The organism is Microbacterium sp. CIAB417, assembly GCF_022788845.1.
In genome coordinates this window covers 177360-199419 of the sequence record NZ_JAHZUT010000003.1, presented here as the reverse complement: position 1 = coordinate 199419, position 22060 = coordinate 177360, and the positions used below count along the sequence as shown (strand labels likewise).

At 69.5% G+C, this 22060-nt stretch carries 27 protein-coding genes and 1 pseudogene; 8 read left to right on the top strand and 20 right to left on the bottom strand.

Going from position 1 to position 22060, the window contains the following annotated elements:
* Positions 1 to 31: 31 nt before the first annotated feature.
* Both KYX17_RS13245 and KYX17_RS13240 read right to left on the bottom strand, forming a co-directional pair.
* Entirely contained in the window at positions 32 to 1699 is a 1668-nt protein-coding gene (locus KYX17_RS13245; protein WP_243227459.1) for an AarF/ABC1/UbiB kinase family protein, read from the bottom strand.
* 41 nt (positions 1700 to 1740) lie between these two features.
* The gene (locus KYX17_RS13240; RefSeq protein ID WP_243227458.1) at positions 1741 to 2286 is read right to left on the bottom strand and encodes a PadR family transcriptional regulator; all 546 of its coding nucleotides are present in this window, start codon (positions 2284 to 2286) and stop codon (positions 1741 to 1743) included.
* 169 nt (positions 2287 to 2455) lie between these two features.
* Between KYX17_RS13240 and KYX17_RS13235 the strand changes: the two genes are divergently transcribed.
* Positions 2456 to 3106, top strand: coding sequence for a hypothetical protein (locus KYX17_RS13235; RefSeq protein WP_243227457.1), 651 nt, complete (start codon positions 2456 to 2458; stop codon positions 3104 to 3106).
* A gap of 19 nt (positions 3107 to 3125) precedes the next feature.
* Here KYX17_RS13235 and KYX17_RS13230 read toward each other — a convergent pair whose 3' ends face one another.
* Complete coding sequence (locus KYX17_RS13230; RefSeq protein ID WP_243227456.1) at positions 3126 to 4505, bottom strand: HNH endonuclease signature motif containing protein; 1380 nt, start codon at positions 4503 to 4505, stop codon at positions 3126 to 3128.
* A gap of 40 nt (positions 4506 to 4545) precedes the next feature.
* A pseudogene (locus KYX17_RS13225) lies at positions 4546 to 4731 on the bottom strand (transcriptional regulator); the annotation flags it as partial.
* Between KYX17_RS13225 and KYX17_RS13220 the strand changes: the two are divergent.
* Positions 4703 to 5398 (top strand): SDR family oxidoreductase, encoded by a 696-nt coding sequence (locus tag KYX17_RS13220; protein ID WP_308220886.1) that lies wholly within the window; start codon positions 4703 to 4705, stop codon positions 5396 to 5398. The pseudogene KYX17_RS13225 and the gene KYX17_RS13220 sit on opposite strands and share 29 nt — an antisense overlap.
* On the opposite strand, the gene KYX17_RS13215 is transcribed toward KYX17_RS13220, so the two are convergent.
* Positions 5395 to 5799, bottom strand: coding sequence for a VOC family protein (locus tag KYX17_RS13215; RefSeq protein WP_243227455.1), 405 nt, complete (start codon positions 5797 to 5799; stop codon positions 5395 to 5397). The two genes, KYX17_RS13220 and KYX17_RS13215, sit on opposite strands and share 4 nt — an antisense overlap.
* Between KYX17_RS13215 and KYX17_RS13210 the strand changes: the two genes are divergently transcribed.
* Positions 5782 to 6222, top strand: a complete 441-nt coding sequence (locus KYX17_RS13210) for a LysR family transcriptional regulator (protein ID WP_243227454.1) — start codon at positions 5782 to 5784, stop codon at positions 6220 to 6222. The two genes, KYX17_RS13215 and KYX17_RS13210, sit on opposite strands and share 18 nt — an antisense overlap.
* Positions 6223 to 6254: 32 nt before the next feature.
* Positions 6255 to 6803: a dihydrofolate reductase family protein gene (locus KYX17_RS13205; RefSeq protein ID WP_243227453.1), complete on the top strand. Its 549-nt coding sequence runs from the start codon at positions 6255 to 6257 to the stop codon at positions 6801 to 6803.
* Here the strand turns inward: KYX17_RS13205 and abc-f are convergent.
* From abc-f to KYX17_RS13155, 10 genes are all read right to left on the bottom strand, one after another.
* The gene (gene abc-f, locus KYX17_RS13200) at positions 6790 to 8430 is read right to left on the bottom strand and encodes a ribosomal protection-like ABC-F family protein (protein ID WP_243227452.1); all 1641 of its coding nucleotides are present in this window, start codon (positions 8428 to 8430) and stop codon (positions 6790 to 6792) included. The two genes, KYX17_RS13205 and abc-f, sit on opposite strands and share 14 nt — an antisense overlap.
* 25 nt (positions 8431 to 8455) lie before the next feature.
* A complete protein-coding gene (locus tag KYX17_RS13195; RefSeq protein WP_243227451.1) occupies positions 8456 to 9304 on the bottom strand; it encodes a transposase in 849 nt (282 codons plus the stop codon).
* Between the two features lie 466 nt (positions 9305 to 9770).
* Positions 9771 to 10436, bottom strand: coding sequence for an alpha/beta fold hydrolase (locus tag KYX17_RS13190; RefSeq protein WP_243227450.1), 666 nt, complete (start codon positions 10434 to 10436; stop codon positions 9771 to 9773).
* A gap of 111 nt (positions 10437 to 10547) precedes the next feature.
* The gene (locus KYX17_RS13185) at positions 10548 to 11009 is read right to left on the bottom strand and encodes an aromatic ring-opening dioxygenase LigA (RefSeq protein ID WP_243227449.1); all 462 of its coding nucleotides are present in this window, start codon (positions 11007 to 11009) and stop codon (positions 10548 to 10550) included.
* 95 nt (positions 11010 to 11104) lie between these two features.
* On the bottom strand, positions 11105 to 11470 hold the full coding sequence (locus tag KYX17_RS13180) for a cupin domain-containing protein (RefSeq protein WP_243227448.1): 366 nt from the start codon (positions 11468 to 11470) through the stop codon (positions 11105 to 11107).
* The gene (locus tag KYX17_RS13175; RefSeq protein WP_243227447.1) at positions 11467 to 11919 is read right to left on the bottom strand and encodes a GNAT family N-acetyltransferase; all 453 of its coding nucleotides are present in this window, start codon (positions 11917 to 11919) and stop codon (positions 11467 to 11469) included. Before KYX17_RS13175 ends, KYX17_RS13180 begins: the two co-directional genes overlap by 4 nt.
* A 3-nt stretch (positions 11920 to 11922) precedes the next feature.
* Positions 11923 to 12366 carry a DUF6389 family protein gene (locus tag KYX17_RS13170; RefSeq protein ID WP_243227446.1) on the bottom strand — a complete coding sequence of 148 codons (444 nt, stop codon included), beginning with the start codon at positions 12364 to 12366 and terminating at the stop codon, positions 11923 to 11925.
* Positions 12363 to 13598: an FAD-dependent oxidoreductase gene (locus KYX17_RS13165; protein ID WP_243227445.1), complete on the bottom strand. Its 1236-nt coding sequence runs from the start codon at positions 13596 to 13598 to the stop codon at positions 12363 to 12365. The genes KYX17_RS13170 and KYX17_RS13165 overlap by 4 nt, the downstream gene beginning before the upstream one ends.
* Positions 13599 to 13636: 38 nt before the next feature.
* Positions 13637 to 14044 carry a DUF2510 domain-containing protein gene (locus KYX17_RS13160; RefSeq protein WP_243227444.1) on the bottom strand — a complete coding sequence of 136 codons (408 nt, stop codon included), beginning with the start codon at positions 14042 to 14044 and terminating at the stop codon, positions 13637 to 13639.
* An 87-nt stretch (positions 14045 to 14131) separates the two neighbouring features.
* Positions 14132 to 14548, bottom strand: coding sequence for a hypothetical protein (locus KYX17_RS13155; protein WP_243227443.1), 417 nt, complete (start codon positions 14546 to 14548; stop codon positions 14132 to 14134).
* A gap of 81 nt (positions 14549 to 14629) precedes the next feature.
* Between KYX17_RS13155 and KYX17_RS13150 the strand changes: the two genes are divergently transcribed.
* On the top strand, positions 14630 to 15190 hold the full coding sequence (locus tag KYX17_RS13150; RefSeq protein WP_243227442.1) for a GrpB family protein: 561 nt from the start codon (positions 14630 to 14632) through the stop codon (positions 15188 to 15190).
* A 63-nt stretch (positions 15191 to 15253) separates the two neighbouring features.
* Here KYX17_RS13150 and KYX17_RS13145 read toward each other — a convergent pair whose 3' ends face one another.
* The gene (locus KYX17_RS13145; RefSeq protein WP_243227441.1) at positions 15254 to 16339 is read right to left on the bottom strand and encodes a hypothetical protein; all 1086 of its coding nucleotides are present in this window, start codon (positions 16337 to 16339) and stop codon (positions 15254 to 15256) included.
* A 190-nt stretch (positions 16340 to 16529) separates the two neighbouring features.
* Between KYX17_RS13145 and KYX17_RS13140 the strand changes: the two genes are divergently transcribed.
* Positions 16530 to 16862 carry a hypothetical protein gene (locus KYX17_RS13140; protein WP_243227440.1) on the top strand — a complete coding sequence of 111 codons (333 nt, stop codon included), beginning with the start codon at positions 16530 to 16532 and terminating at the stop codon, positions 16860 to 16862.
* A gap of 538 nt (positions 16863 to 17400) precedes the next feature.
* Positions 17401 to 17586, top strand: a complete 186-nt coding sequence (locus KYX17_RS32440) for a ParB N-terminal domain-containing protein (protein WP_374208947.1) — start codon at positions 17401 to 17403, stop codon at positions 17584 to 17586.
* A gap of 413 nt (positions 17587 to 17999) precedes the next feature.
* Here the strand turns inward: KYX17_RS32440 and KYX17_RS13130 are convergent, their stop codons facing one another.
* The 4 genes from KYX17_RS13130 to KYX17_RS13115 form a co-directional block, all read right to left on the bottom strand.
* A complete protein-coding gene (locus tag KYX17_RS13130) occupies positions 18000 to 18578 on the bottom strand; it encodes an NADPH-dependent FMN reductase (RefSeq protein WP_243227439.1) in 579 nt (192 codons plus the stop codon).
* A complete protein-coding gene (locus tag KYX17_RS13125; protein ID WP_243227438.1) occupies positions 18575 to 19276 on the bottom strand; it encodes a type 1 glutamine amidotransferase domain-containing protein in 702 nt (233 codons plus the stop codon). The genes KYX17_RS13130 and KYX17_RS13125 overlap by 4 nt, the downstream gene beginning before the upstream one ends.
* 103 nt (positions 19277 to 19379) lie before the next feature.
* Positions 19380 to 20246, bottom strand: a complete 867-nt coding sequence (locus tag KYX17_RS13120; protein WP_308220885.1) for a LysR family transcriptional regulator — start codon at positions 20244 to 20246, stop codon at positions 19380 to 19382.
* A 39-nt stretch (positions 20247 to 20285) separates the two neighbouring features.
* Positions 20286 to 20735: a MarR family winged helix-turn-helix transcriptional regulator gene (locus tag KYX17_RS13115; RefSeq protein ID WP_243227437.1), complete on the bottom strand. Its 450-nt coding sequence runs from the start codon at positions 20733 to 20735 to the stop codon at positions 20286 to 20288.
* A gap of 120 nt (positions 20736 to 20855) precedes the next feature.
* Here KYX17_RS13115 and KYX17_RS13110 point away from each other — a divergent pair, with 120 nt between their 5' ends.
* Entirely contained in the window at positions 20856 to 22043 is a 1188-nt protein-coding gene (locus tag KYX17_RS13110; RefSeq protein ID WP_243227436.1) for an MFS transporter, read from the top strand.
* The last annotated feature ends 17 nt before the right edge of the window (positions 22044 to 22060 follow it).

Below are 22060 nucleotides of genomic sequence, written 5' to 3'. Positions count from 1 at the left end.
CCACCGTAGCGTGCGCGTGACGATGGCCGCGTCAGCGCCTGCCGAACCATCCGGTCAGCACGACGTGTCCGAGCGGCAGGAGCGACAGCAGCATGAGGACAGATCCGAAAACCTCGTCGGAGGGTCGCAGCAGAACGCCCGCGATGAGCGTGCCGGAGAAGATGACCCCGCTCATGGCACGCGCCGCCAGCTTCTCCGTGCGCGCGAAGCGTCGCTCGAGACGCGAGAAGTCCACCGTGAGGCGTCCCTCTTCGAGGCGCGTGATGAGGGCGTCCGCGCGCCGCGGCAGGCGCGCGGTGATCGCGGCGACCGACGCCACCTCACCGAGCATGTCGCGCATCAGGTTGCCGCTCTCCGCCCGCAACAGCTCGGATGCGTACGGTTCGACCGCGTCCCACACGTTGAACGCGGGGTCGAGCGTGCTGCACACTCCCGAGGTGATCGACATCGAACGGATGATGAGCAGGAAGTTCTCGGGCAACTGGAACGGCATCTCACGGGTGACGTCGCCGAACTGCTCGGCGAACTCGCGGAACTCCCTCGGGTCGACGTCGCGCAGCTCGGCGAATCCCATGCCGCCGAACCGCGCGAACAGTGTGGTCATCGCGCGTTCGAGTTCGACCGTGTCCGCGTCGGGCAGGAGTACGCCGACCTTGCCGATCCCTTCGACCAGGCGCTTGCTGTCGCGGGCAGCGACGGCGATCAGGAGGCCGCGGAGGCCGTCGCGCAGAGTGTCGGGCACCTCTCCCATCATCCCGAAGTCGATGAACGTCAGGCGGAACCCGCCCTCCACGGCGGCATCCGGCGTGACGAAGACGTTCCCGGGGTGGGGATCCGCGTGGAAGAACCCGCGGCGGAACAGCTGATCGAACATGACCCGGGCGAAGAGCTTCGCCACCTGCGCCGGATCGATGCCCGCCGCCCGGAGGGCGTCCGCATCCGAGATCTTGATGGCCGTGACGTCCGCCAGGGTGAGGACGCGGCGTGTGACGCGCTCCCACACCACGACGGGGGCGTCGACGCGCGGCTCCTCAGCGACGTCGGCGGCGAAACGCTCCGCCCAGGTCGCCTCGTGGAGGTAGTCGGTCTCGGCGAGGCTCGTGGCGGCGAACTCCTCGACCAGCGCCGGCGCGTCGACGCGTTCGGACACCACGCGGATGCGCCGCAGCCAGCCGCCCACGCGACGGAGCGCGGCGAGGTCGACCTCGACGATGTCGTCGATGCCGGGGCGCTGCACCTTCACGACGACCTCGGCGAAGCCGACGTCTTGCGCGAGGGTCTCGTGCAGGCGGGCGCGATGGGCTTGCCCGAGGGAGGCCGCGGCGACCGGCGCCTCGTCGAAGCTCGCGTAGGCGCGTTCGAGCGGCATGCCCAGCTCCGCTTCGGCAGCGGCGCGGATCGCCGCGAACGGGAGGGGCGGCACTTCGTCCTGCAGCCCCTCGAGCTCCTTCGTGATCTCGGGCGGCAGCACGTCCAGTCGAGACGACAGGAACTGCCCGACCTTGATCATGAGACCGCCGAGCTCGAGAGCGAGCGCGTGGAAGCGGCGGGCCAGCCGCGTCATCCGCTGCGGCTGGCGCCGCATCGCGAGGCGCGTCAGCCCCAGGCGCGGCAGGACGAGCTCGAACCACCAGACCTGAACGAGGGCGCGTGCGGCGAAGCGGATGATCCGGTTGTAGCGTGCCCGAGTATCGGTCACGACGGGGTCCGCTCCGCCGTCACCTGCCGGCGGCACCGGGTTCAGTCCTCGGCGAGGATCGCGTACAGGCGCCGGCGCGTCTCGCCGAGCGCGTCGACCGCGGCCTGGACCTGCTCGGGCGAACCGGTGCGGGCCACCTGGGCGACGACCTGGGCGAGTTCCATGCCGGCCTTCGGCAGCGCCGTCATGCGCCCGCTGTCACGCATCCCAGGCGCCTCCCAGGGCGCGTCGGACTCGGCGGCCTCCTCCGCCTCGGCTGCCCCCGCGTCGGTGAGCGAGTAGGTCTTGCGCCCGCCCGCCTCCTCGGCGACGATCAGTCCCTCGTCGGCCAGCAGCTGCAGCGTCGGATAGACGGAACCGGCGCTGGGCTTCCACGCCCCGCCGCTGCGCTCGGCGATCTCACTGATGATCTGGTAGCCGTGCATGGGCTGCTCGGCGAGCAGAAGCAGGACGGCGGCGCGGACGTCGCCGCGGCCGACCCGGAAGCCGACACGCTTGTCGACCGAGGACCGCATCTGCTCCATGGCGTCCCAGAGACTTCCCGGCAGCCCGCCACCGAATCCTGCACCCGCGAATGGATTGCTCATCGTGACCTCCTCAGATCGTGAACGATACTTCACGATATATCGTTCACGCCGGCAGTGACAGGTGCCTCAGAAGACTCCCAGCAGGCAGCACGAGGCTGCCCGGACCGATATGAGTCTGTGACTTTTCTATGCGCGCGTGTCGATCGATCGGTGTCGTACCGTCGCAGTCATGAAGCGGACACTCCTGTTCTCCACCGGCGCCCTGGCGATCGTCGCGCTCTCCGGCTGCGCCGCGACGCCGGCGGCGCCCGTGCCGACCGGCATCGCGGGTACCGCGACAGATGCGACCCCCACGCCCGAGCCGGAACCGGCTCGACTGGTGATCGGCATCCAGGCGATCGGGTACGAGCACGACGGACAGACTCAGGTCGTCTCCTACACCGAACTGGTCGACCTCCAGATCCTCCTCCGCTCGATCAGCGAGGAAGATCCCGTCCAGACCCCGATCGACGACCTGCCCGGGTACAACTTCCAGATGCAACGATTCGACTACGACGGGATCGTCGTCGTCTCGGGTCCCGACGGCCCCGCACACGTCGCGGTGACGACCGCTATGTTCCACGGGGTTCCGGTGGCGACGCAGGAAGGCATCTCCGTCGGCTCGACGCGAGCGGAAGCGATGGATGCGGGAGCCCGCGACGGCTACGACCAGAACGGCGACGGCATCGCGGACTGGCTGGATCTCGGTTCGGTGGAGATCTCCGGCACCCAGTCGCTGGTGAACCCCGGCTCCGTCGGCATCCAGTTCGTGATGCTCGGCCTCGACGGCGACACGGTGCGCGAACTGCAGGCGCCCGCCAACGACTTCTCGGATCTCTGACCCGCACGATCGGGACCGCTCAGAAGGGCGGCCCGCCGTCTTCGGGCGCCCCGGACGCCCTCCCCGCGGATGCGGGGACGAAGCGGGGTGTTCGTCGCTCCGGTTCGACGCGGTAGCGACGACCCGCGGGTGATGTCCAGACGATCACGCCATCGGGGTGCTGTCGGGTCTGCCATCCGCCGTGATGCTTGACGGTGTGGTGGCCCTTGCACAGCGGGGTGAGATTGTCGGCGCGCGTTTCGCCGCCGTGCTCCCATGCCACCGTGTGGTCGATCTCGCAACGATCGGCAGCCATCCGACACCCGGGGGCGGTGCAGTGCGCGGCCCGCCAACGCACGAGGCGCTGCAGGTCGGCGGGCGGACGGTACCGCGTGCGCCCCACCGAGAGCACGACGCCTGTCTCGGGGTGGGTGAGCACCCGCATCCATCCGTCCGCGGAGCCGCAGAGCGTGCGAGCGGTGCGGATCGGGATCGGCCCGACGCCGTCGAGTTCGGCAGGCGCGCTCACCGCGGCGTCATCGTCGAGCAAAGAGAGCACCGGCACGGTGACGGTGACGGTCGCGCGCACGCCCCGCACCGTCTCGGGATGATCGCTCACCTCGCCGTCGACGAGCAGATCGCCGAGCAGGTCGGCGCGCACCTGATCGAGCGTTCGCGACGCGAGGGTTGCATCGACCTCGTCGCCGACGCTGGTCTCGGCGAGGTCGCCGATGGCGACGTCGTCCCTTTCCGCCGCCAGGAGGGCAGAGCCCATCGCCGTCAGCCGGTGGAAGATCGCCCGAGCCTCGACCGCAGGCAGGTACGCGGACAGCCACGCCATGCCGTCGCTGTCGGCCTCGACCGAGACGCGCCGCATCCGCACCGCGTCGTCGTGGCGCTGCTCGAGCGAGACAGCCCTGGCGCGTTCGACGAGGGCGCGGACCGCGGCGCGGAACTGACCGACCGGCATCCGCTCGGCGAGTTCGAGCGAAAGCGACGCGAGTTCAGCGCGCAGCGGCGGCTCGGCCGTGTCGACCGCGTCGACGAGGATGCGGGCGTGCTGCTCGGTGATCGCACCGCGCCCCAACGCGTCGAGCACGCCGTCGTACCGCTCGGTGAGTGCGACCGCCTGCGACACCAGGCGCTCGGCCGTCGACTCGGTCACGCGCAGAGCCTGCGAGATCTCGAGTCGGAACGAACGCTCGGCGATGCCGCGGTCTCCCCCGCGCGCGGCCGACTCGACGAGCGCAGCGGCACGCGCCTCCGCGATCGCGACCGCCCGCTGGGCGGCGAACGACGACACGAGCGATGCCATGCCCACGACCTGATCGATCAGATCGGGCTCATCGGACCCGGACGGCGGCGCCTCCCACGACCGCGCGATGCGGCGGTCGTCGTCGAAGGTGTCGTCCTCGTCCATACCTTCACGCTAGGCGGGACCTCAGACATCGACCCCCGACTCAGACCCTCGCGCCGATGACCGTCAGAAGCCGCAGCTTCTCGGCGCTCTCCGAGCCCGGTGCCGCCGTGTACACGAGGAGCGAGTGCGACTGCGCCGGGTTCAGCAGAGTCTGGCATTCCAACTCCAGCGCCCCCAGCTCCTGATGCACGAAGCGCTTGGTCGCCCGCGGGCGCAGGCCCACCTCGCCCCGCGACCTGCTGATCAACAACGCCGGCCTGATGTCGCCGCCGTCACGGCAGCTCACGGCGGACGGCTTCGAGTCGCAGTGGGGAACGAATCACCTCGGTCACGTCGCCCTGGTCGCGCAGCTGCTCCCGCTCCCGCGCGAGGGAAACGCACGCATCGTCTCGCAGATCAGCGTGGCCGCGGCGAGCGGCCGCATCCGCTGGGACGATCTGAACGCGGAGCGCAGCTACGACGCGATGACCTCGTACCGACAGTCGACGATCGCGCTGGGACTGTTCGCCCGTGAACTCCAGCGACAGAGCGTCGCCCACGGATGGGTCGTGACGAGTGTGCTCTCGCACCCCGGCGTCGCGCCGACGAGTCTGCTGGCGGCTCGTCCCGAACTGGAACGCGCCACGGACACGCGTGGCGTGCGCCTGATCCGGTGGATGTCCGCACGCGGGCTCTTCGTCGGGACACCGGACTCGGCAGCACTTCCCGCCCTGTTGGCGGCCACCTCGGCGGACGCGGTCGGAGGCCATCTGTACGGCCCGTCGGGCCCGGGAAGGGTCGGCGGCGCTCCAGCCGAACAACGGCTCTACCGGCCGCTGCGTGACGACGCGGCAGCCCGCCGCATCTGGACCGCGTCGCAGGAGCTCACGGGAGCGGCGTTCCCGACCGACTAATCCTCGTGGCGGGGCGGATTGTGCATGAACTCGATGCGGATGCCGTTGGCGTCTTCGAGGAACGACGCGTAGTACCGCTCGGTGAAACGCGGATACTCCTTCGGATCACGCACGGGGACCCACCCCGCCGCGACAGCGATCAGGTGCAGGCGCTCGACCTCGTCGCGTGAGTCGACCGCGAAGGCCAGGTGTTGCCATCCGACGCGGCCGTGCACGTGGGGCCCGGAACCGCTCTCGCGCGCAGGCATGAGGATGAGTTCGGTCTCGCCATCGCGCCACCAGGAAACCGAGGTCTCGGCATCAGCCCGCGTGTACCCGAGCGCGGCCATGATCGGGTCGAACTGCACGATCGCGCTCGGAACGTCGTCGACGGTGATTCCCAGGTGATCGAAGATCGGCATGCGTCGATCCTCGCAGCATCCGCCGACACGGCCCACGAGGGCCTGCTGCGACAATGGATCGTCGGCGATCGGAAGGCCCCTATGAAGCTCGAGCATTTGGTGAGGTTCGTCGCTCTCGCCGAGCACCTGCACTTCCCGCGCGCAGCACAGTCGCTGGGCATCGCCCTGCCCGCGCTCTACAGCGCCGTCGACAAGCTCGAGGAGGAGGTCGGGCAGCCGCTCGTCATCCGCGAGGCACCCACCCGCCTTACCCCCGCCGGCGTACTGCTGCTCGACGAGGCTCGCGCGCGCATCGCGGACGCGCCCGCGGCGGTGCGCCCGAAGAGCCCCGGCGGCGGCAAGGCCAAGGCGTCGAAGGGCAAGGGCCGCGCGCCCATCGTGAAGGGGCAGCCGAAGCCCTACAAGAAGCGCCAGGGACGCTAGCCGCGAACGTCCGAGCGTCCTAGCCTGACGCCATGGGCCTGCTTCGCTACTCGATCAACGTCACGCTCGACGGGTGCGTCGATCATCGTTCCGCGATTCCGGATGAGGAGCTGCACCGGCGCGCGGCGGAGTACATCGCGCGGGCGGACGTGCTGCTGTTCGGTCGCGTCACGTACGAGATGATGCAGGATGCGTGGCGACCGCCCGCATCCGACGCTCTCCCTGAGTGGATGCAGCCGTTCGGCCGCACGATCGACGCCGCCCGTAAGTACGTGGTGTCGCGCACATTGCCCGACGTCGACTGGAACGCCGAGCTCGTGCGCGGTGATCTGGCCACCGCGGTGCGCGCACTGAAGCGGGATGCGGACATCGCGACCGGCGGCGTGATGCTCCCCACGGCTCTCGCCGAGCTGGGCCTCATCGACGAGTACGAGTTCGTCGTCCATCCGCGCGTCACCGGTCACGGCCCGAGACTCTTCGACGGACTGAGCGAACCGCTCGATCTGGAGCTGACCGAACGGATCGAGTACGGCTCGGGAGCCGTCGCGTCGCGATACGTGCCCCGCGCTACAGCTCGGTGAGCCGCCCGGCCTCGACGCGCCAGTTGCGGTCGGTGTCGACGGCGGCGAGCATTCGGCGGTCGTGCGTCACGAGCAGGAGCGTTCCCTCGTAGGACTCGAGCGCCTGCTCCAGCTGCTCGATCGCGGGCAGATCGAGATGGTTCGTCGGCTCATCGAGCACCAGCAGGTTCACGCCCCGCGCCTGCAGCAGCGCCATCGCGGCGCGCGTGCGCTCGCCCGGCGAGAGCTCGTCGACCGCCCGCGTGACGTGGTCGGCCTTCAACCCGAACTTCGCGAGCAGTGTGCGCACCTCGGCGGCGGCCATCTCGGGCACGAGATCGCCGAATGCCTCGGCGAGCGGTCGGGCGCCGGACAGAAGCGCCCGGGCCTGATCGATCTCCCCGATCTGCACGTTCGCACCGAGGGCGGCGCGCCCCATATCCGGCTGCTGACGCCCCAGCAGGCCCCGCAGGAGAGTCGACTTGCCCGCGCCGTTGGGCCCGGTGATGCCGATGCGCTCACCCGCATTGACCTGGAGCGAGATCGGTCCGAGAACGAAGCCGCCCTGGTGGAACTCCGCGTCCGACAGGGTCGCGACGACCGTGCTGGAGCGCGGTGCCGAACCGATCGTGAACTCGAGCTGCCACTCCTTGCGCGGCTCTTCGACCTCCTCCAACCGGGCGATGCGGCTCTCCATCTGGCGCACCTTCTGCGCCTGCTTCTCGCTCGATTCCATCGACGCTTTGCGCTTGATCTTGTCGTTGTCGGGCGACTTCTTCATCGCATTGCGCACGCCCTGGCTCGACCACTCCCGCTGCGTGCGGGCGCGGGCGACGAGGTCCGCCTTCTTGTCGGCGAACTCGTCGTACTTCTCGCGTGCGTGCCGACGCACCGTGGCGCGCTCCTCCAGGTACGCGTCGTAGCCGCCGCCGTAGAGCCGGTTCGTGTGCTGCGCGAGATCGAGCTCGAGCACGCGCGTGACGCAGCGGGCGAGGAACTCGCGATCATGACTGACGAGCACGACGCCGCCGCGGAGACCCCGCACGAAGCTCTCGAGCCGCTCGAGGCCGTCCAGGTCGAGGTCGTTGGTCGGCTCGTCCAGCAGCACGATGTCGAAGCGGCTCAGCAGGAGGGCCGCGAGGCCGACGCGCGCGGCCTGTCCGCCCGAGAGCGAGGTCATCTGCGCGTCGGCGTCGAGGTGGAGTCCGAGGTCGGCGAGCACCGCCGGCACACGCTCCTCCAGATCGGCGGCGCCGCTCGCGAGCCACCGCTCCAGCGCGGTGGCGTACGCGTCGTCCGCTCCGACGGCGTCGGGGTCGGCGAGAGCGGCGGCGGCCGCATCCATCTGCACAGTCGCCTGAGCGCAGCCCGTGCGGCGCGCGACGTACGCCGACACGGTTTCACCGACCACGCGCTCGTGTTCCTGCGGCAGCCACCCGACGAAGGCATCCGCGGGTGCGAGCGAGACGCTGCCGCCCTGCGGCTGGTCGACGCCCGCCAGCAGGCGCAAGAGCGTCGACTTGCCGGCGCCGTTGGCACCGACCACGCCGACGACATCGCCGGGGGCGACGGTCAGCTCGACGCCCTCGAACAGTGTGCGATGGCCGTAGCCGCCGGCGAGCTGATGGGCGACGAGCGTTGCGGTCATCCTTCGATTCTCCCAGGCGGAGGCGTCACTCCGGCACCGCGTCGCGGGCGCGCTGCGCGTGGTTCGCGGCTGCCTTCGCGGCGGATACGGCCTCTCGCAGCCGTTGCTCGCGACGGGCGAGCTCGGCATCCGCTGCGTCCGCATCCGACTGGAGCCGCTCGAGCTGCGCGCGGAGCTCCGCGATCCGCTCGTGCACCAGATCGGCCTGCTCGCGCGCTGTCCGCTCGGCGGCCTCGGCAGCCGACCGCTCCCGTTCCGCAGCCGTGGCGGCGCGCTCTGCGTCCCGCGCCGCGCGTTCCGCGGCCTTGCGCGCACGACGCACAGCGAGTTCGTCCGGATCGGCTGCGGGGCGCTCGACCGTACCGCCGGGAGGCGAGCCCGCCACGACATCCGCCGCGTCGACGTCGTCGAGCGCGCCGGCATCCAGCGGCTTGCGCAGGCGGCCCGTGAGCACGGCCGCGGCGGCGCGCGCATCCATGACGGCCGCGTTGATCGTCTGGGCGACGGCCTCGCGGGCGGATGCGGCGAGCGGATGCCCGGCCTCCGCAGCGAGCGCGGCAGCGCGCTTCGCGAGAGAGGCCACGAGCTGCCGGCGCTGGGTGCCGAGCCGGCGGAGCTCGGCCGCATCCAGATCGTCCTGCGCCTCGCGCAGCGCTGCGGCGAGCTCGACGGCCTCGGCCAGTTGCCCGTCGGCCACGAGGAGATTCACCGCCCACGCAGCGACGACCGGCTTGCGCAGTGCCTTGATGCGTGCGGCGTCGACCGCATCCGCCGTCGCCGCCTTCTCGTCTCGGGCGGCGGTGAACGCGTCGGGCGGCAGCCGGTACAGCGCGACGGCGACCTCGTCGACGGAGCTCCCGGATGCGGCGGCCATGGGCTCATTCTGCCGCGGGTCACCGCGGCAGGCCGCCCCGTCGACCGGCGCGGATCACCCCCGGAGCTCATCCCAACTCCTGCAGAACCCGATGCATCGGCCTCCATGAGGCCCTCTGCGAGCGGATTGCAGGAGTTCGGGCGCGGATGGATCCGCGGATGCGCGGCAGATCGCGGCCGCGCGACACAATCCAGCCAGAGCCGGGGTGCACGGCACCGCACGGTACCGAAAGGGACGGCACCGACTGAGTTGTGCGCGCCTCTGCCTTCCGTCTCGCTCCGGATTACCGACGCGCGGACGCACGGCCGAACTCCTGCAGAATGCAGCGCGCGACCCCCGGCAGCCGGCCGAACCCCGATCTGCAGGAGTTCGGGCACGCGTGCCCTGCCCTCCAGCGATGGGGGGCAGGAGGCACAACGAAGGGCCGGGCGTCCGCAGACGCGCCGGCCCTCAGCGAGGCATCCGGTCAGTCCCAGTCGAGGTAGTCCTCGATCGCCCACGACACGGCGCCCGTGTGCGTCGCCGGGAAGAGGTGCTTGCCGCCGTCGACGTTCACGACGCTCACCAGCTCGGGCGAGGAGGCGCGCAGATCTTCCCCGTTCGATGGCGGCGTGATGCGGTCGTCTGCGCCCTGCACCACGAGCACGGGCACACCGGCGGCCAGCGCGGGAAGCTCGCCCAGCGCCTCGCGAGCTGCGCGCTGCAGGCCGTCGACCTCCGCGTCGCGAAGCTCTTCCGGGGCGTCGGAGAGGTCGAGCTCGTCGGAGCCGGCCGCACCCTCGACACCGAGCAGCAGGACGCCGTTCACGCGGTCATGGTGGTCGATCGCGACCAGGCGCGCGACGGTGCCACCGAAGGCATGTCCGCCGATCCACGCGTGGTCGATGCCGAGGTGATCGAGCACGTCGACGACGTCTTGCGCGAGATCGTGCAGTGAGACGCCCACATCCGAGGGGCGACGCGTGCCGATGCGCACGACGCGGAAGTCCTCCTGCGCGACGGAGTGCCCGAGCGCCTCGAGGTAGCCGATGTTCAGGCCCTGCGCCGGCAGCAGGACGAGTCCGGGGCCGTCACCCTCGACCGCGAACGGGATGGCGCGGTGGTCGGGCTCGAAGATCTGGGTATCCGTCATGCGGGAGTCCTCTCGCGGAAGGCGGGATCGAGACGGCGATCGGGAACCCGGGCACCGAGTGCCGCAGCGGTGATCGCCTCGGAGAATTTACCAGCCGCGGATGCTGTCGCCTCAGCGTCCGGCGCGCCGCAGCTGCCCGCCGACCACCACGAGCAGCGCGCCCATACCCGCGGCGAAGGCTGCGACGCCGTAGGCGAGCACCGACGTGAACAGCGAGGTGCGCAGGGCGGATGCGGTGGAGAGGGCGGCGCTCTGCTTGCGCAGGTCCGTCTCCTCCTGGCTCCCCTTCTCGACCTTCTGCAGCGCCGCGCTGATGTCGGCGTAGGTGCGACCACCGGCACCGCGCTCGGCGTTGCCCTTGATGACCTGCGCCTCGATGTAGGCGGAGACCGGCCCCTGGACGGGGGCTCCAGCGAGCGCGGGCGCGTTGGGCGGCACGGTGATCTTCTCGGCACGCAGCTGGCTCGTGACCGTGGTCCAGGCCGCGGCACCGACAGCGGCGAACAGCGTGCCGGCGGCGATCGCGTACCCGCCGGCGCGGTGCACGGAGGAGAGGTCGGAGCGCGTTCTCATGCGGGTCCTTTCGACGGAAACGGTCGTATGCATCCTCGCAGGCCGACGGATGCGGCGCGCGAGCCGCGGCCGTGTGATTCGGCGGGTCGGGTTCTTTACGGTTCGTCGACCGCTCGGCGATCACCGCGCGTCGAGGGTGCGCTCACCACCAGGAAACGAACATCCACGGGTCCGGGGTTGGCGAAGCGATGCGGGACGCCGGCCGGAACCTCGACGCCCTCGCCAGCCGAGAACTCGACCACCCCGTCCGCTGTGTGCAGGGACGCGCGCCCTTCGAGGACGTAGAAGAACTGCCGCGCGGTGTCGTGGACGTGCCACTGCTCCCCCGCACCCGCGGGTACCCGCTCCTCGATGACCGAGAGCCCGGGATCGTCGACCAGACGCCATCCCTCGGACACCTCGCCCCAGACGTAGTGCGGGGCGGTTTCCCGGCTGGTCGGCGTGACTTCCGCCCCGGTCATGAGGCACCGATGACCATGAGTCGGTCGGGGTCGGGAAACGGTTCGAAGCCCACGCGGGCGTAGAGCTCGTGCGCGTCGAGGGTCGAGAGCATGAGGCGTTTCAGACCGAGCGGGCGCGTCGCATCCACCACGGCGGATGCCAGCGCCTTGCCCAGTCCGCGACCGCGCTCGTCGGGCGCCACGTACACGTCGCACAGCCATCCGAAGGTCACGCCGTCGGTGACGAGCCGGGCATAACCGACCTGCGCACCCGTCGGGTCGTACACGCCGAAGTTGACGGATGCAGCCGCCGCACGCTGCACCACGTCGAAGGAGCGCCCGATCGCCCAGAACGCGTCGGTCGACAGCCACTCGTGAACCCGCTCGAGATCGAGGCTGTCATGATCGGTGTCGATCTCGTAGCCGTCAGCCAGCGGGACGCGGGCGCGAGGAATGAGAGAGTCCGTCATTGCTCAGCTCCGCGCTCGACGCGGTTGCAGCGGGATGCTGTCCGTTCCGCCCTCTGGCGAAGCGACCTCCCAGCGGATCCCTTCGGGCTCGGCGGGGATGACGGGGGCGAGCCACTCGGCCGCCAGTTCGACGAGCACCGTCTCGAGGTCGTCGAACGTCCACTCATCGGGACGCTCGGGCACATTCGGCTCCCAGCCCGTCTCGCCCCAGATGACGTCGAACACGCCGCGCTCGTCGTCGAAGCGCCGGTCGAGGGCGAAGTCGTCCGGCCCGTCGAAGCGGGCGATGATCGTGAAGGGACCCTCCGCATCCTGCTCGAGGAACACCTCGATCACGATGTCGTGTCGCCCCTCGCTCGCATCGGCCATCCGCTGCAGCACATCGGCCGCTCGCTCGGAAGCCGCCTCGAGCAGGGGACGCAGACGGGAACGGTAGTCGTCACTCACACAGCCAGCGTAGGACGCTCGTCCGGCGCGATGCGCTCGGGCCGGAAGCCGTAGCCGACCAGGCGCGGCAGCAGACGGCGCGCGATCGGAATCGCGATGCGCAGCACGATGCGTTCCCGGCGCGTCGGCGGATTGTGCAGGATGCGGGGCCGCGGGCGCCCGATCGCGCGGTGCACGACCTGCTGAAGCCGCTGCATCGCGCGGGTGGGCAGGGCTCTGCGGCGTTGTAGCGCGGCGCACGCGCGGTCGATCGCGCCCGCGCCGTCGTCGAGCGCGGGGACGAGGAAGCGGGCTGCGGCGACCGCATCCTGGATCGCGTAGTTGATGCCGACACCGAACGCGGGCGACATGGCGTGTGCCGCATCGCCGATGAACAGCAGGCCGGGCCGCCACCACCGCCGCAGGTGGTTGATCTCGACCGACAGCAGCTTCACGTCGTCGAAGGAGGCGACGGCATCCAGTTCGGACGCGATCGGTGGCGCAGTGCGCGCCACCCGCATCCGGAACGCGTCGATGCCCTCCTCGCGGATCGCACCGAACGAGCCTTTGCCCACCACGAGTCCGCACTGGAAGTATCCCGGCCGAGGGATCGTGATGAGCATGCCGCTGCCGGCGAGCCAGGCGAGCGTGTCGGGCATGGGCGTCACGGGCTCGGGGAGGCGGAACCACAGGACGTCGATGCCGACACCGGTCGCCACGGGCGCCACACCGACGGCGTCGCGCAGAGTCGAGCCGCGCCCGTCGGCGGCGACCACGAGCGCCGCATCGACGCGGAGGGGGCCGGCATCCGTCGTGGCGTGCACGCCGCTCACTCGCGCGTGTGCGCGAACGACACCCGTCACGTCCGCGCCCATCAACAGCGTGAAGCTGGGCTCACGGCGGGCGGCGTCGGCGAGGAGGTCGAGCAGATCCCACTGCGGCATGAGCGTCAGGATGCGGTTCGCACCCCGGAGGGTGCGGAAGTCGATCGCATGCAGCCGCACGCCGTTGACCACCGCGTCGAGCGTGTCGAGCGGCCGGTGCTCGATGGCATCGAAGCCCTGACGCAGCCCGAGCGCGTCGATGATGTCGAGGGTCGACGGATGGACGGTGTCGCCGCGGAAGTCGCGGAAGAAGTCTGCGTGCTTCTCGAGCACGACGACCTCGACCCCGGCACGGGCGAGGAGCAGCCCGAGCATGATGCCGGCCGGGCCTCCCCCGGCGATGCAGACCTGGGTGCGGAGGGTGCGCATGCGCTCAGTGTCGCGGATGCGGGCGCCTGCGGCCAGGGTCAGGTGAGGCGTTCGAACACCATCGTCGCCTGGATGCGATCGCCGCCGCCAATTCCCTTGCTGCCCGAGGACGCGGTGGTGATCGTATGCAGGCGATACCCCAGCGCCGCTTGCTTGTTGATCGCCTTCTCGAGTTCTGTGAGGTTTCCGGAGCCCGTGCCCCACAGCTTCTCCTTCAGGATGACCTGCAGGACCACGTAATTCATGCCGGTGGGCGCCGGGCGAGGCTGGCCCCCCGAGACGGCGTCCGCCTGGATGCGGTCGATCATGCCGGCGACTCCCGGCGCGGGCGGCGGTGGCGGCTGCACCGTGTCGGTCCACGCCGACCCGTCCCACCACCGCTTCGTGCCCGTGCCGTCGTCGTACCATCCAGCTTGGGTATCTGCCATGCTCTCCCCCGTCGTCATCGACCTTCATCGCCGATCATGGCGCGAGGGAGCGTACCGACGCCGGTCCGGCGCGCCGTTGAAATGGGCTGCGAGCGAGTCCGCGGCTCAGGCCTGAGCGAGCAGGTGCGCGGTGGGCCGATAGTCGATCTTCCAGTCGACGTAGACGCCGGCGACGCTGTCGGCGGTGCAGCGCAGACCGACGGAGACCCACCTCACCTCGCCGTCCGGATCGAGAGCGAAGCCGACGGCCACGCGGAACTCGCCGTTGCCGCAGGAGCATTCGGCCTGCTGCACCTCCTCGACCTCGTCGAAGTGGTCATCCGAGTCGGCGAGGGCGGCCTCCTCTTCACAGACGGCGCAGATCGTCGCTGCGACTCCGACCTCGTCTTCCAGCACGACGGCGAACGTCTCGTTGCCGCAGGTGCACACGGAGAACGCGACGCTGTCGACCGCGTACCCGCCCGCAGCGAACTCCTCGATGGATCGCCGCAGTTCTTCGCGCTCTCGCGGTCCCGTGCTCATGTGGCGACCCTACCGGCGTGCCGTGATTCGGATGCCGAGACGGCCCCGCGTGCGAGACCGTCGGCATGCGATGATGGAATCATGCCCGTCCGCCGCCGTGCCGACGTCACCTCCCTCGAACTGATCGGCGGGCCGGAACCGGTGACAGTCGGCATCCACAACTACGACCCGAGCTGGCCCGCTGCGTTCGCGAAGCACCGCGACCGCATCCGCCGGGCGCTCGCGGACCGGCAGGTGGAGATCGCGCATATCGGGTCGACGTCTGTGCCGGGTCTGGCCGCGAAACCCATCGTCGACATCGTCGTCGCCGTCGCGGACATCACCGCGGAAGAGGACTACCTCGACGCGCTTCTCGCCGCCGGATACGAGCTGCGCGTCCGCGAGCCCGGCCACCGCATGGTGCGCACCCCCGAGCGAGACGTCCACGTGCACGTCTACGAGCGGGGCGCACGCGCCGTGGACGAGTACCTTCTGCTGCGCGATCGGCTGCGAACGGATGCGGCGGATCGCGCGCTTTACGAGCGGACCAAACGCGAACTCATGCAACGCGGCTGGGACGACATGAACGCCTATGCGGATGCGAAGACCGCCGTCATCGACGCGATCAAGGAGCGGGCCCGGGCGGCGCGGGCACGGAGGTGAGACAGGATGCGGCCCCGCTCCTCGATGTCCAGTTCAGCTTCCATGGACTCGCGGCGAGGCCGATCAGCCGGTGACCGCAGCGGACGTGACGTACTGCTCGATGTAGCGGTCCACCGGGACGGATGAACGGCGCTTGATCTCGTAGGCCTCCACACTGAAGACAGACCCGATGCCGTGGTCGAGCACCTCCGGACCGATCGCGACCCGACCACCGAAGCTCTCGGCGGCGACCCTGATCTCCTCGGTGTACGCCTCGACGCTTCCCGGCATAGCCGTCATCTCAGCGAAGACGACGCGTTCGTAGAATCTGTCGTCGACCTGCACGATCGCGCGTCCCGTCCACCACCTACGCCGACGCGCAGGATGGATGTCGTTATCCCGCTGGTATCGCGCGACATCCTCGTCGCTCCGTCGGCGGATTTCGTCGGCCTTCGACGTGAAGACATCGCGGAATCTCGTGAAGACGTCCGGCTTCTGCTGCAGCCGGTCGTAGGCGAAGGCCCCAAGGCTGAGCACCGAGCTCGAGTGGTCGCTCACTCGCACAGCCGAGAGATCGCCCTCGGCCGTCAGCGTGGCTTGGTACTCCGCTCGCCCCTGCGTGATCACGGCGCCGATGTAGCCCAACACGAGGTTCGCGGGCACCCCGGCACGATCGATCAGGGGCGCGAGTTCGAGTGCCTTCTGAGCGGCGGTGTTGGCCCAGCGGAGAGCGAAGCGCTCACCGTTCGAGGCGATCGCCGCCACCGCGCGCGGGAGGGTGTTCTCCCATGCGCGCCGCTCGAGCAGGTCGATTACCGGCCAGAATTCATCTTCGACCAGCAACTCCTCGTGCGATACGTCGACGTCGACCACGACGGTTTCCCGGGCTACGGACAGATTCCCTTCGAAGAACGACAACGCGTCGTCGAGCGATGCTGCCGGCGCGAGGGTGCCCTCCCACAGCAGCCACGACCCGTGGCGCGGACCACACACGGCGAAGGTGCCCAGGACCAGTCCCCCTGATCTCCCCGCGTGGACGGCACCGTGACCAGGAGGATCGTCGACACGGAGGAAGAACTCCTCCGTCCGGGTTCGCGGGGTGGCGAACAGCGTGCGCGTCACCACCCCGGCGCCAAGTTCGTACGACTCTGGAGGCAGGGAGGGGTGCACGCCCCGCACTGTACCGACCCGAGCCGCACGCACTGTGTCGGGGGCGTTACCGCACAAGCTCCCCTCACGGCGTGCTTCTCTGTCCACACCGATGACGTGCCGTTGACCGCTTCGTCTGCCCGTCGGGTTACGATCACGGCAACGGCGCGGTTTTGCAGGTCCGCGCCCATGCAGAACGCGAGGACCCCCGGTGCCCTTCAGAAGCAAAGCGACGCTCGAGACCTGGCTCGAAGAGTTCCACCGCTCCCGCGAGGCGGGAGAGCTCATCCGGGTCGCCGTGCAAGACGGTTCCGAGGGCGGCGACACCGGCCTCGTCCTCGTGCCGCTGCGCACAGCGCACATCTCGATCTACATGGAGCCGATCGAGATCGGCGATGCGCGTTGGCGGGTGACGCTCGAGCCGCAGACCGAGATGACGGTGCTCACGAGCTTCGAGCTGCAGCATCTCGCCGCCGAGCTCTCGGTCGCCGCCGAGCTCTGCGCGTTTCTGGAGGCCAAGTCCGTGGGGCACGAGGAGACCTGACGCTCCCGACGGAGACCGCACCGCGGGCCGATGCCCTCACGGAAGTCCGCCGCCTACTCCTCGGTCGACGCGACGTAGACGTTGTGCGAGATTGCGACGAACCCTTCGGGGGCGGGTTGCCCATCGGGAAGGACGACGAACCTCTGCGGCCCGCGGCCCGACACGCTGAGCTGCCCGCCCGCACCCCCGCATCCCGTCGCCCACCCGGCATCGCTCGGAGGGAAGAGGATGCAGATTTCGTCGGGTCCACTCCCCTTCGCCAGCCGCCGAGTGGTGCGGCATACCCGGCGTCATCGTCACCAGCGGCTGCGGGACTGAGCCCGCGACCTTCGCAGCCGCAGCGCTCATGGCCGGAAGACTCATCCCCCAACGTCATAACGCGCAGCCGACGCACGGAGGCATGCACGACGAGAAGGAACCGCCCCGCCAACAGCGCGTGTGTGGTGTAAGCCCAACATTCAGACGCACCAATGGCGCTTGCAAAGGCCCGAAGCCTCACTGGCGATCGGTGGAGGCCACTGATGTCGGCTGCGGTCGCGTGAACTCCATCACGGTCGACAGCCTGCACCGTCACGACCTCGGAGACCTCGTGCCGCTGGTCGAGTCGATTCGCCGCGACGGGCTCTTGCGGCCCCTCACGATCACCCTTGACTGGCACCTGATCTGCGGTGCCCGCCGTCTCGCCGCGATTCAGCTGCTCGGCTGGAAGACCGTCAACGTGTGAGTGCGCGCCGGGGTCTCCGACCGCTCGGCGGTCTCCTCGCGGAGCAGGACGACAACCTTCTGCACAAGCCGTAGCCCATGCTCGAAGCCGCGGGGCTCTACCGGGAGCTGAAGACCGTGCTGGCCGGGGACGCCCCCACCGTCAGGAGGCGACTCGCTTCCACGCCGCCGATAGGGCCGGAGAAGACGGTGCGGCCAACTTGGCGGCACCGTTGGACACGACCCCGGGCGATGCGGGAGCAATGCGCGGGGTTCGAGCAGAGCGTCACCTGGACGCTCGCGTTCACCGACGCCACACGAGCAGCCCGCCGCGGCCGCGCGGTCACGATCGCGTGCGTCCGGCCACGTCATAGGTGTTGGTGAGCTCACTCATATGGCGCTCCTCATGTTCGTCCGAAACTCCGGCTGCCCGTGTCACGCGGCGTCGGCCGATTCGGTCGCTGAGCGCAGCGGCGCCAGTGCGCGCGCCCAGGTCTCGACCCCGTCGAGCACGTCGGTCAGCGCCGTGGCCTGGCCATCGCTGGGGTGCACGGCACCGTCGGCGAAGTCGGCAGCGAGACTGAGAGCAACCGTCGCGGGGACGGTCGCGAGGTTCAGCCGCAGCTGTTCCACCGCGCGCACCCCGCCCGCGACACCGTAACTGACGAACCCGGCGGCCTTGTTGCCCCACTCGGCGTAGACGAAGTCGATGGCGTCCTTCAATGCCCCAGGGATGCCGTGGTTGTACTCGGGGGTGACGAACACGAACCCATCGAACTCGTCCACGCGCCTCGCCCACCGAATGGTGTGCGGGTGCGCGTACCGGCCATAGGCGGCGGGCAGCTCCTCGTCCAGGTGAGGGAGGGCGAAGTTCTCAAGGTCCACGGTCTCGTACTCCGCTGACTCTCGGCCCTGGGCGATACCGTCCACCCATTCGGCGACGGACGCGGACTTGCGGCCCGGACGGGTGCTACCGACAACGATCCCGACCCGGAGTTTCCCAGCGGCGTTCATACTGTCAGTGCCTCGATGACAGCTTCCGCGACCGCCTCGCTGGACTGTGGGTTCTGCCCGCTGATCAAGTTGCCATCGCGGACAACGTGCGAGCTCCAAGCGCCGCCGTCCTCGACGATCGCGCCGCGCTCGCGCAGCGTGCTCGCAACCAGCCACGGGGTGTTTTTCCCGAGCCCACCGGTCAGCTCCTCCTCGTCGCTAAACACCGTGAGATGGCGCCCAGCGAACACGAACTCTCCGGACGCGTCAACGGCGCTGAGCAGCCCCGCAGGACCGTGGCAGAACGGGGCAATCAGCGTGCTGGCCGAGTTCGCCTCAGTGAGGATCGCGCCGAGGTTCGGATCGAACGCGAGGTCCGCCATCGGCCCGTGACCTCCGGGGAGTACGACCGCGTCATACCCGGCGACGTCCACCGAATCCAGGGCGAGCGGGTGACTGAGTGCCCCCTCGATCGAGGCAAGGTAGGCGCGGAAGTCGTCCACCTTCGCCTGATCACCGACGATCTCGACCGTCAGCGAACCGGGATCAACGGTCGGTACCCGGCCGCCCGGCGTCGCGATCGTGATCGTGTGACCGGCTGCGGCGAGGTCGCGGTGCGCGACCACGAGCTCTTCGGCCCAGAACCCGGTGGGGTGCGCGGAGCCGTCAGCGAGGGTAAGAGAGTTGGCCGCGGTCACGACCATGAGAATGTTCGACATTGGGAGTCCTTTCGACACCCACGATCGTCCACGCCGACGCCACCACGTGCTCATCGGGCATCCGATGCGTGCCATCGGAAAACCAACCATGCCCGGGTGCGAGTCAGCGGATCATCCGACGCAGCTGGGCGGCGACCCCGCCGACGACAGCGTTGCTCTCGGCCTCACGTCCCCGGGTCGCGAGATACAGCGTGTTCAACGGCGGTACCTCGGGGTCTGCCAACGTCACGAGCGTTCCTTCGGAAAGATCGTCGGCGACGAGATACGCGGGCAGGACCGACATTCCCATGCCTGCCAGCAGCCCCTCGCGAACACCGCGGAGATCCGGGATCACTGCACCCAGCTGCAGTCCCGTCGGGGCCTTCTCGAACACGCTGCGCCAATACCGGCGGATGATCGGCAGGTCCTCCGCATACGCAACGACCGGGATCGCCTCCAGATCGGCGCCCTGCCAGTCGGGGGCTGCGACCAGCACGAACTCCTCGTCGAAGAACGGAACTGCGGCGATCCCACGACGACGTGGTGGCACGGCACTCACCACCACATCCACCTCGCCCGCAAGAAGACCGTCCAGCAGATCGTCGGCGAGCCCGAACACCAACCGGATCGGCACGTTGACCGCGTCGATCAGCTCTTTCAGGTGCGGCACCACCATGACCGAGAGAATCTCCGCCGCACCCCCGACGTACGCCATCCGCGGCGCGGTCGCCGCGTGGCCGGCCAGGATCGCCGCATCCTCCAACGCATCGACGTGCCCGGTGACCTCCCGGGAGAGCTCGATCCCTTTAGCTGTGGGTGAGACGCCCGTCCGACTTCGGTCGAACAGGGCGAACCCGAGCGACGCCTCCAACGCCTGCACGTGCGAGGACACCGTCGCCTGCGACACCCCCAAAAGTTGGGCAGCCCGGGTCAGCGAACCAGTCCGGAACACTGTCACGAACGTCCTCAGATGATCAAGACTTCCGCGCACCGACACCACCTTCCTCGCGCATCGGCGCCGGCCCGTATCTTAGGCCGACGCAACAGGGGTGCCGTGGAGCGCGCGGACAACGGGCGCCAGTTCCGGCGTCTGTTCCGCGTCAGTCAGGACTCGCTCGAGGGTGTCGTCGTGGATCGGCCGCGCCCGCCCGTACAGCTGCTGACCGGCCGGCGTCAACTCGGTGTAGATACCGCGGCGATCGTCGACGCAGAGCACCCTGGTCAACAAGCCCCGATCCTCGAGCCGGTTCACCAGCCGCGTCGTCGCGCTAGGACTGAGCGCCGCGGCCCGCGCCAACTGCTGCATCCGCATATGCCAGCCGTCCTGACGATCCAACGCATCCAACACCGTGTACTCCACCACCGACAAGCCCACCACCGTCAGCGCTCGCTCCAGCTCCGCCTCAATCAACCCGTGCAGCGCCGCCAGCGTCCGCCACCCGCGCGCACGGATCTCCACGGCATCATCAGCGATACCCATCGATCGAACCTCCCAAAAAGTTACTTGCTTGCGCGTTGTACTTGCGCGTGCAATGATTTATCTCATCGCCGCAAAATCCAGCGTGCGCAACTACTTGCTCAGTGTATCAGGAGACCTCTCATGCCCCTAGGACTTATCGCCCTCGCACTCGGCGCGTTCGGCATCGGATTGACCGAGTTCGTCATCATGGGCCTGCTGCCCGAGGTGGCTGCCGACTTCGGCGTGTCGGAGGCGGCAGCCGGATGGCTGATCTCGGGGTATGCGCTCAGCGTCGTCGTCGGCGCCCTCGTCCTGACCGCCGCCACGACACAGCTGCCCCGCAAGCCCGTGCTGCTCAGCCTCGTGGTGCTGTTCATCATCGGCAACGTCATCACCGCTCTCGCCGACGACTACGGCGTCGCGATGATCGGGCGCATCGTCGCCGCACTCAGCCACGGTGCATTCTTCGGCATCGGTTCCGTCGTCGCCGCGAGCCTCGTCGCCCCCGAGAAGAAGGCCGGCGCGATCGCCATCATGTTCACCGGCCTCACGGCCGCGAACGTGTTCGGGGTGCCGTTCGGCACGTTCCTGGGTCAGAGCTTCGGATGGCGCTCGACCTTCTGGGTCATCTCGGCGATCGGCGTGCTCGCCTTTGTCGGCATCGCGGCGCTCGTCCCGAAGCTGCACAGCCCCGAGGAGAAGGTCAGCATCCGCGGCGAACTGGCCGCGTTCCGCTCCGGCCAGGTGTGGCTCTCGCTCATCGTTACCGTGCTCGGCTTCGGCGGCATGTTTGGCGCATTCACCTACATCGCCTACACCCTCACCGAGGTCAGCGGCTTCGCCGCCGGCGCCGTCCCGTGGCTGCTCGTGCTCTTCGGCGCAGGACTCGTCATCGGCAACTGGCTGGGCGGCCGATTCGCCGACCGTTCCATCGACGGCACGCTGCTGGTCTTCATCGGCGCGCTCGTCGTGATCCTGGCGCTGTTCGCCCTCTTCGCCACATCGGGCATCGCGACCATCATCGGCCTGTTCCTCATGGGCGGATTCGGCTTCGGCACCGTTCCCGGCCTGCAGGCGCGCACAATGAACTACGCCGGCGACGCCCCCACCCTCGCCTCCGGCGCGAACATCGGCGCGTTCAACGTCGGAAACGCCCTCGGTGCGTGGGCAGGCGGTCTCGGCATCGCCGCGGGCCTCGGCTACACCTCCCCGATCTGGATCGGCGCGATCATCACCGCAGCCGCTCTCCTCGTGATGGCCATTGCCGCCGCCAGCGCGCGTCGCGAGACGGCCACCCAGCCGCTCGCGGACACCGTCGCCGCGAACTAGCCCCAGACCCCAGCATC

Excerpts from the sequence above, each read along its gene's own strand:
- KYX17_RS13190 (WP_243227450.1), bottom strand. The coding sequence starts at position 10,436 with ATGACGGATACCCAGATCTTCGAGCCCGACCACCGCGCCATCCCGTTC.
- KYX17_RS13240 (WP_243227458.1), bottom strand. The coding sequence starts at position 2,286 with ATGAGCAATCCATTCGCGGGTGCAGGATTCGGTGGCGGGCTGCCGGGA.
- KYX17_RS13160 (WP_243227444.1), bottom strand. The coding sequence starts at position 14,044 with ATGACGACGGGGGAGAGCATGGCAGATACCCAAGCTGGATGGTACGAC.
- KYX17_RS13110 (WP_243227436.1), top strand. The coding sequence starts at position 20,856 with ATGCCCCTAGGACTTATCGCCCTCGCACTCGGCGCGTTCGGCATCGGA.
- KYX17_RS13165 (WP_243227445.1), bottom strand. The coding sequence starts at position 13,598 with ATGCGCACCCTCCGCACCCAGGTCTGCATCGCCGGGGGAGGCCCGGCC.
- KYX17_RS13205 (WP_243227453.1), top strand. The coding sequence starts at position 6,255 with ATGGGCCTGCTTCGCTACTCGATCAACGTCACGCTCGACGGGTGCGTC.
- KYX17_RS13230 (WP_243227456.1), bottom strand. The coding sequence starts at position 4,505 with ATGGACGAGGACGACACCTTCGACGACGACCGCCGCATCGCGCGGTCG.
- KYX17_RS13235 (WP_243227457.1), top strand. The coding sequence starts at position 2,456 with ATGAAGCGGACACTCCTGTTCTCCACCGGCGCCCTGGCGATCGTCGCG.
- KYX17_RS13175 (WP_243227447.1), bottom strand. The coding sequence starts at position 11,919 with ATGACGGACTCTCTCATTCCTCGCGCCCGCGTCCCGCTGGCTGACGGC.
- KYX17_RS13180 (WP_243227448.1), bottom strand. The coding sequence starts at position 11,470 with ATGACCGGGGCGGAAGTCACGCCGACCAGCCGGGAAACCGCCCCGCAC.
- KYX17_RS13195 (WP_243227451.1), bottom strand. The coding sequence starts at position 9,304 with ATGGCCGCCGCATCCGGGAGCTCCGTCGACGAGGTCGCCGTCGCGCTG.
- KYX17_RS13155 (WP_243227443.1), bottom strand. The coding sequence starts at position 14,548 with ATGAGCACGGGACCGCGAGAGCGCGAAGAACTGCGGCGATCCATCGAG.
- KYX17_RS13125 (WP_243227438.1), bottom strand. The coding sequence starts at position 19,276 with ATGTCGAACATTCTCATGGTCGTGACCGCGGCCAACTCTCTTACCCTC.
- KYX17_RS13150 (WP_243227442.1), top strand. The coding sequence starts at position 14,630 with ATGCCCGTCCGCCGCCGTGCCGACGTCACCTCCCTCGAACTGATCGGC.
- KYX17_RS13185 (WP_243227449.1), bottom strand. The coding sequence starts at position 11,009 with ATGAGAACGCGCTCCGACCTCTCCTCCGTGCACCGCGCCGGCGGGTAC.
- KYX17_RS13130 (WP_243227439.1), bottom strand. The coding sequence starts at position 18,578 with ATGAACGCCGCTGGGAAACTCCGGGTCGGGATCGTTGTCGGTAGCACC.
- abc-f (WP_243227452.1), bottom strand. The coding sequence starts at position 8,430 with ATGACCGCAACGCTCGTCGCCCATCAGCTCGCCGGCGGCTACGGCCAT.
- KYX17_RS13215 (WP_243227455.1), bottom strand. The coding sequence starts at position 5,799 with ATGCCGATCTTCGATCACCTGGGAATCACCGTCGACGACGTTCCGAGC.
- KYX17_RS13115 (WP_243227437.1), bottom strand. The coding sequence starts at position 20,735 with ATGGGTATCGCTGATGATGCCGTGGAGATCCGTGCGCGCGGGTGGCGG.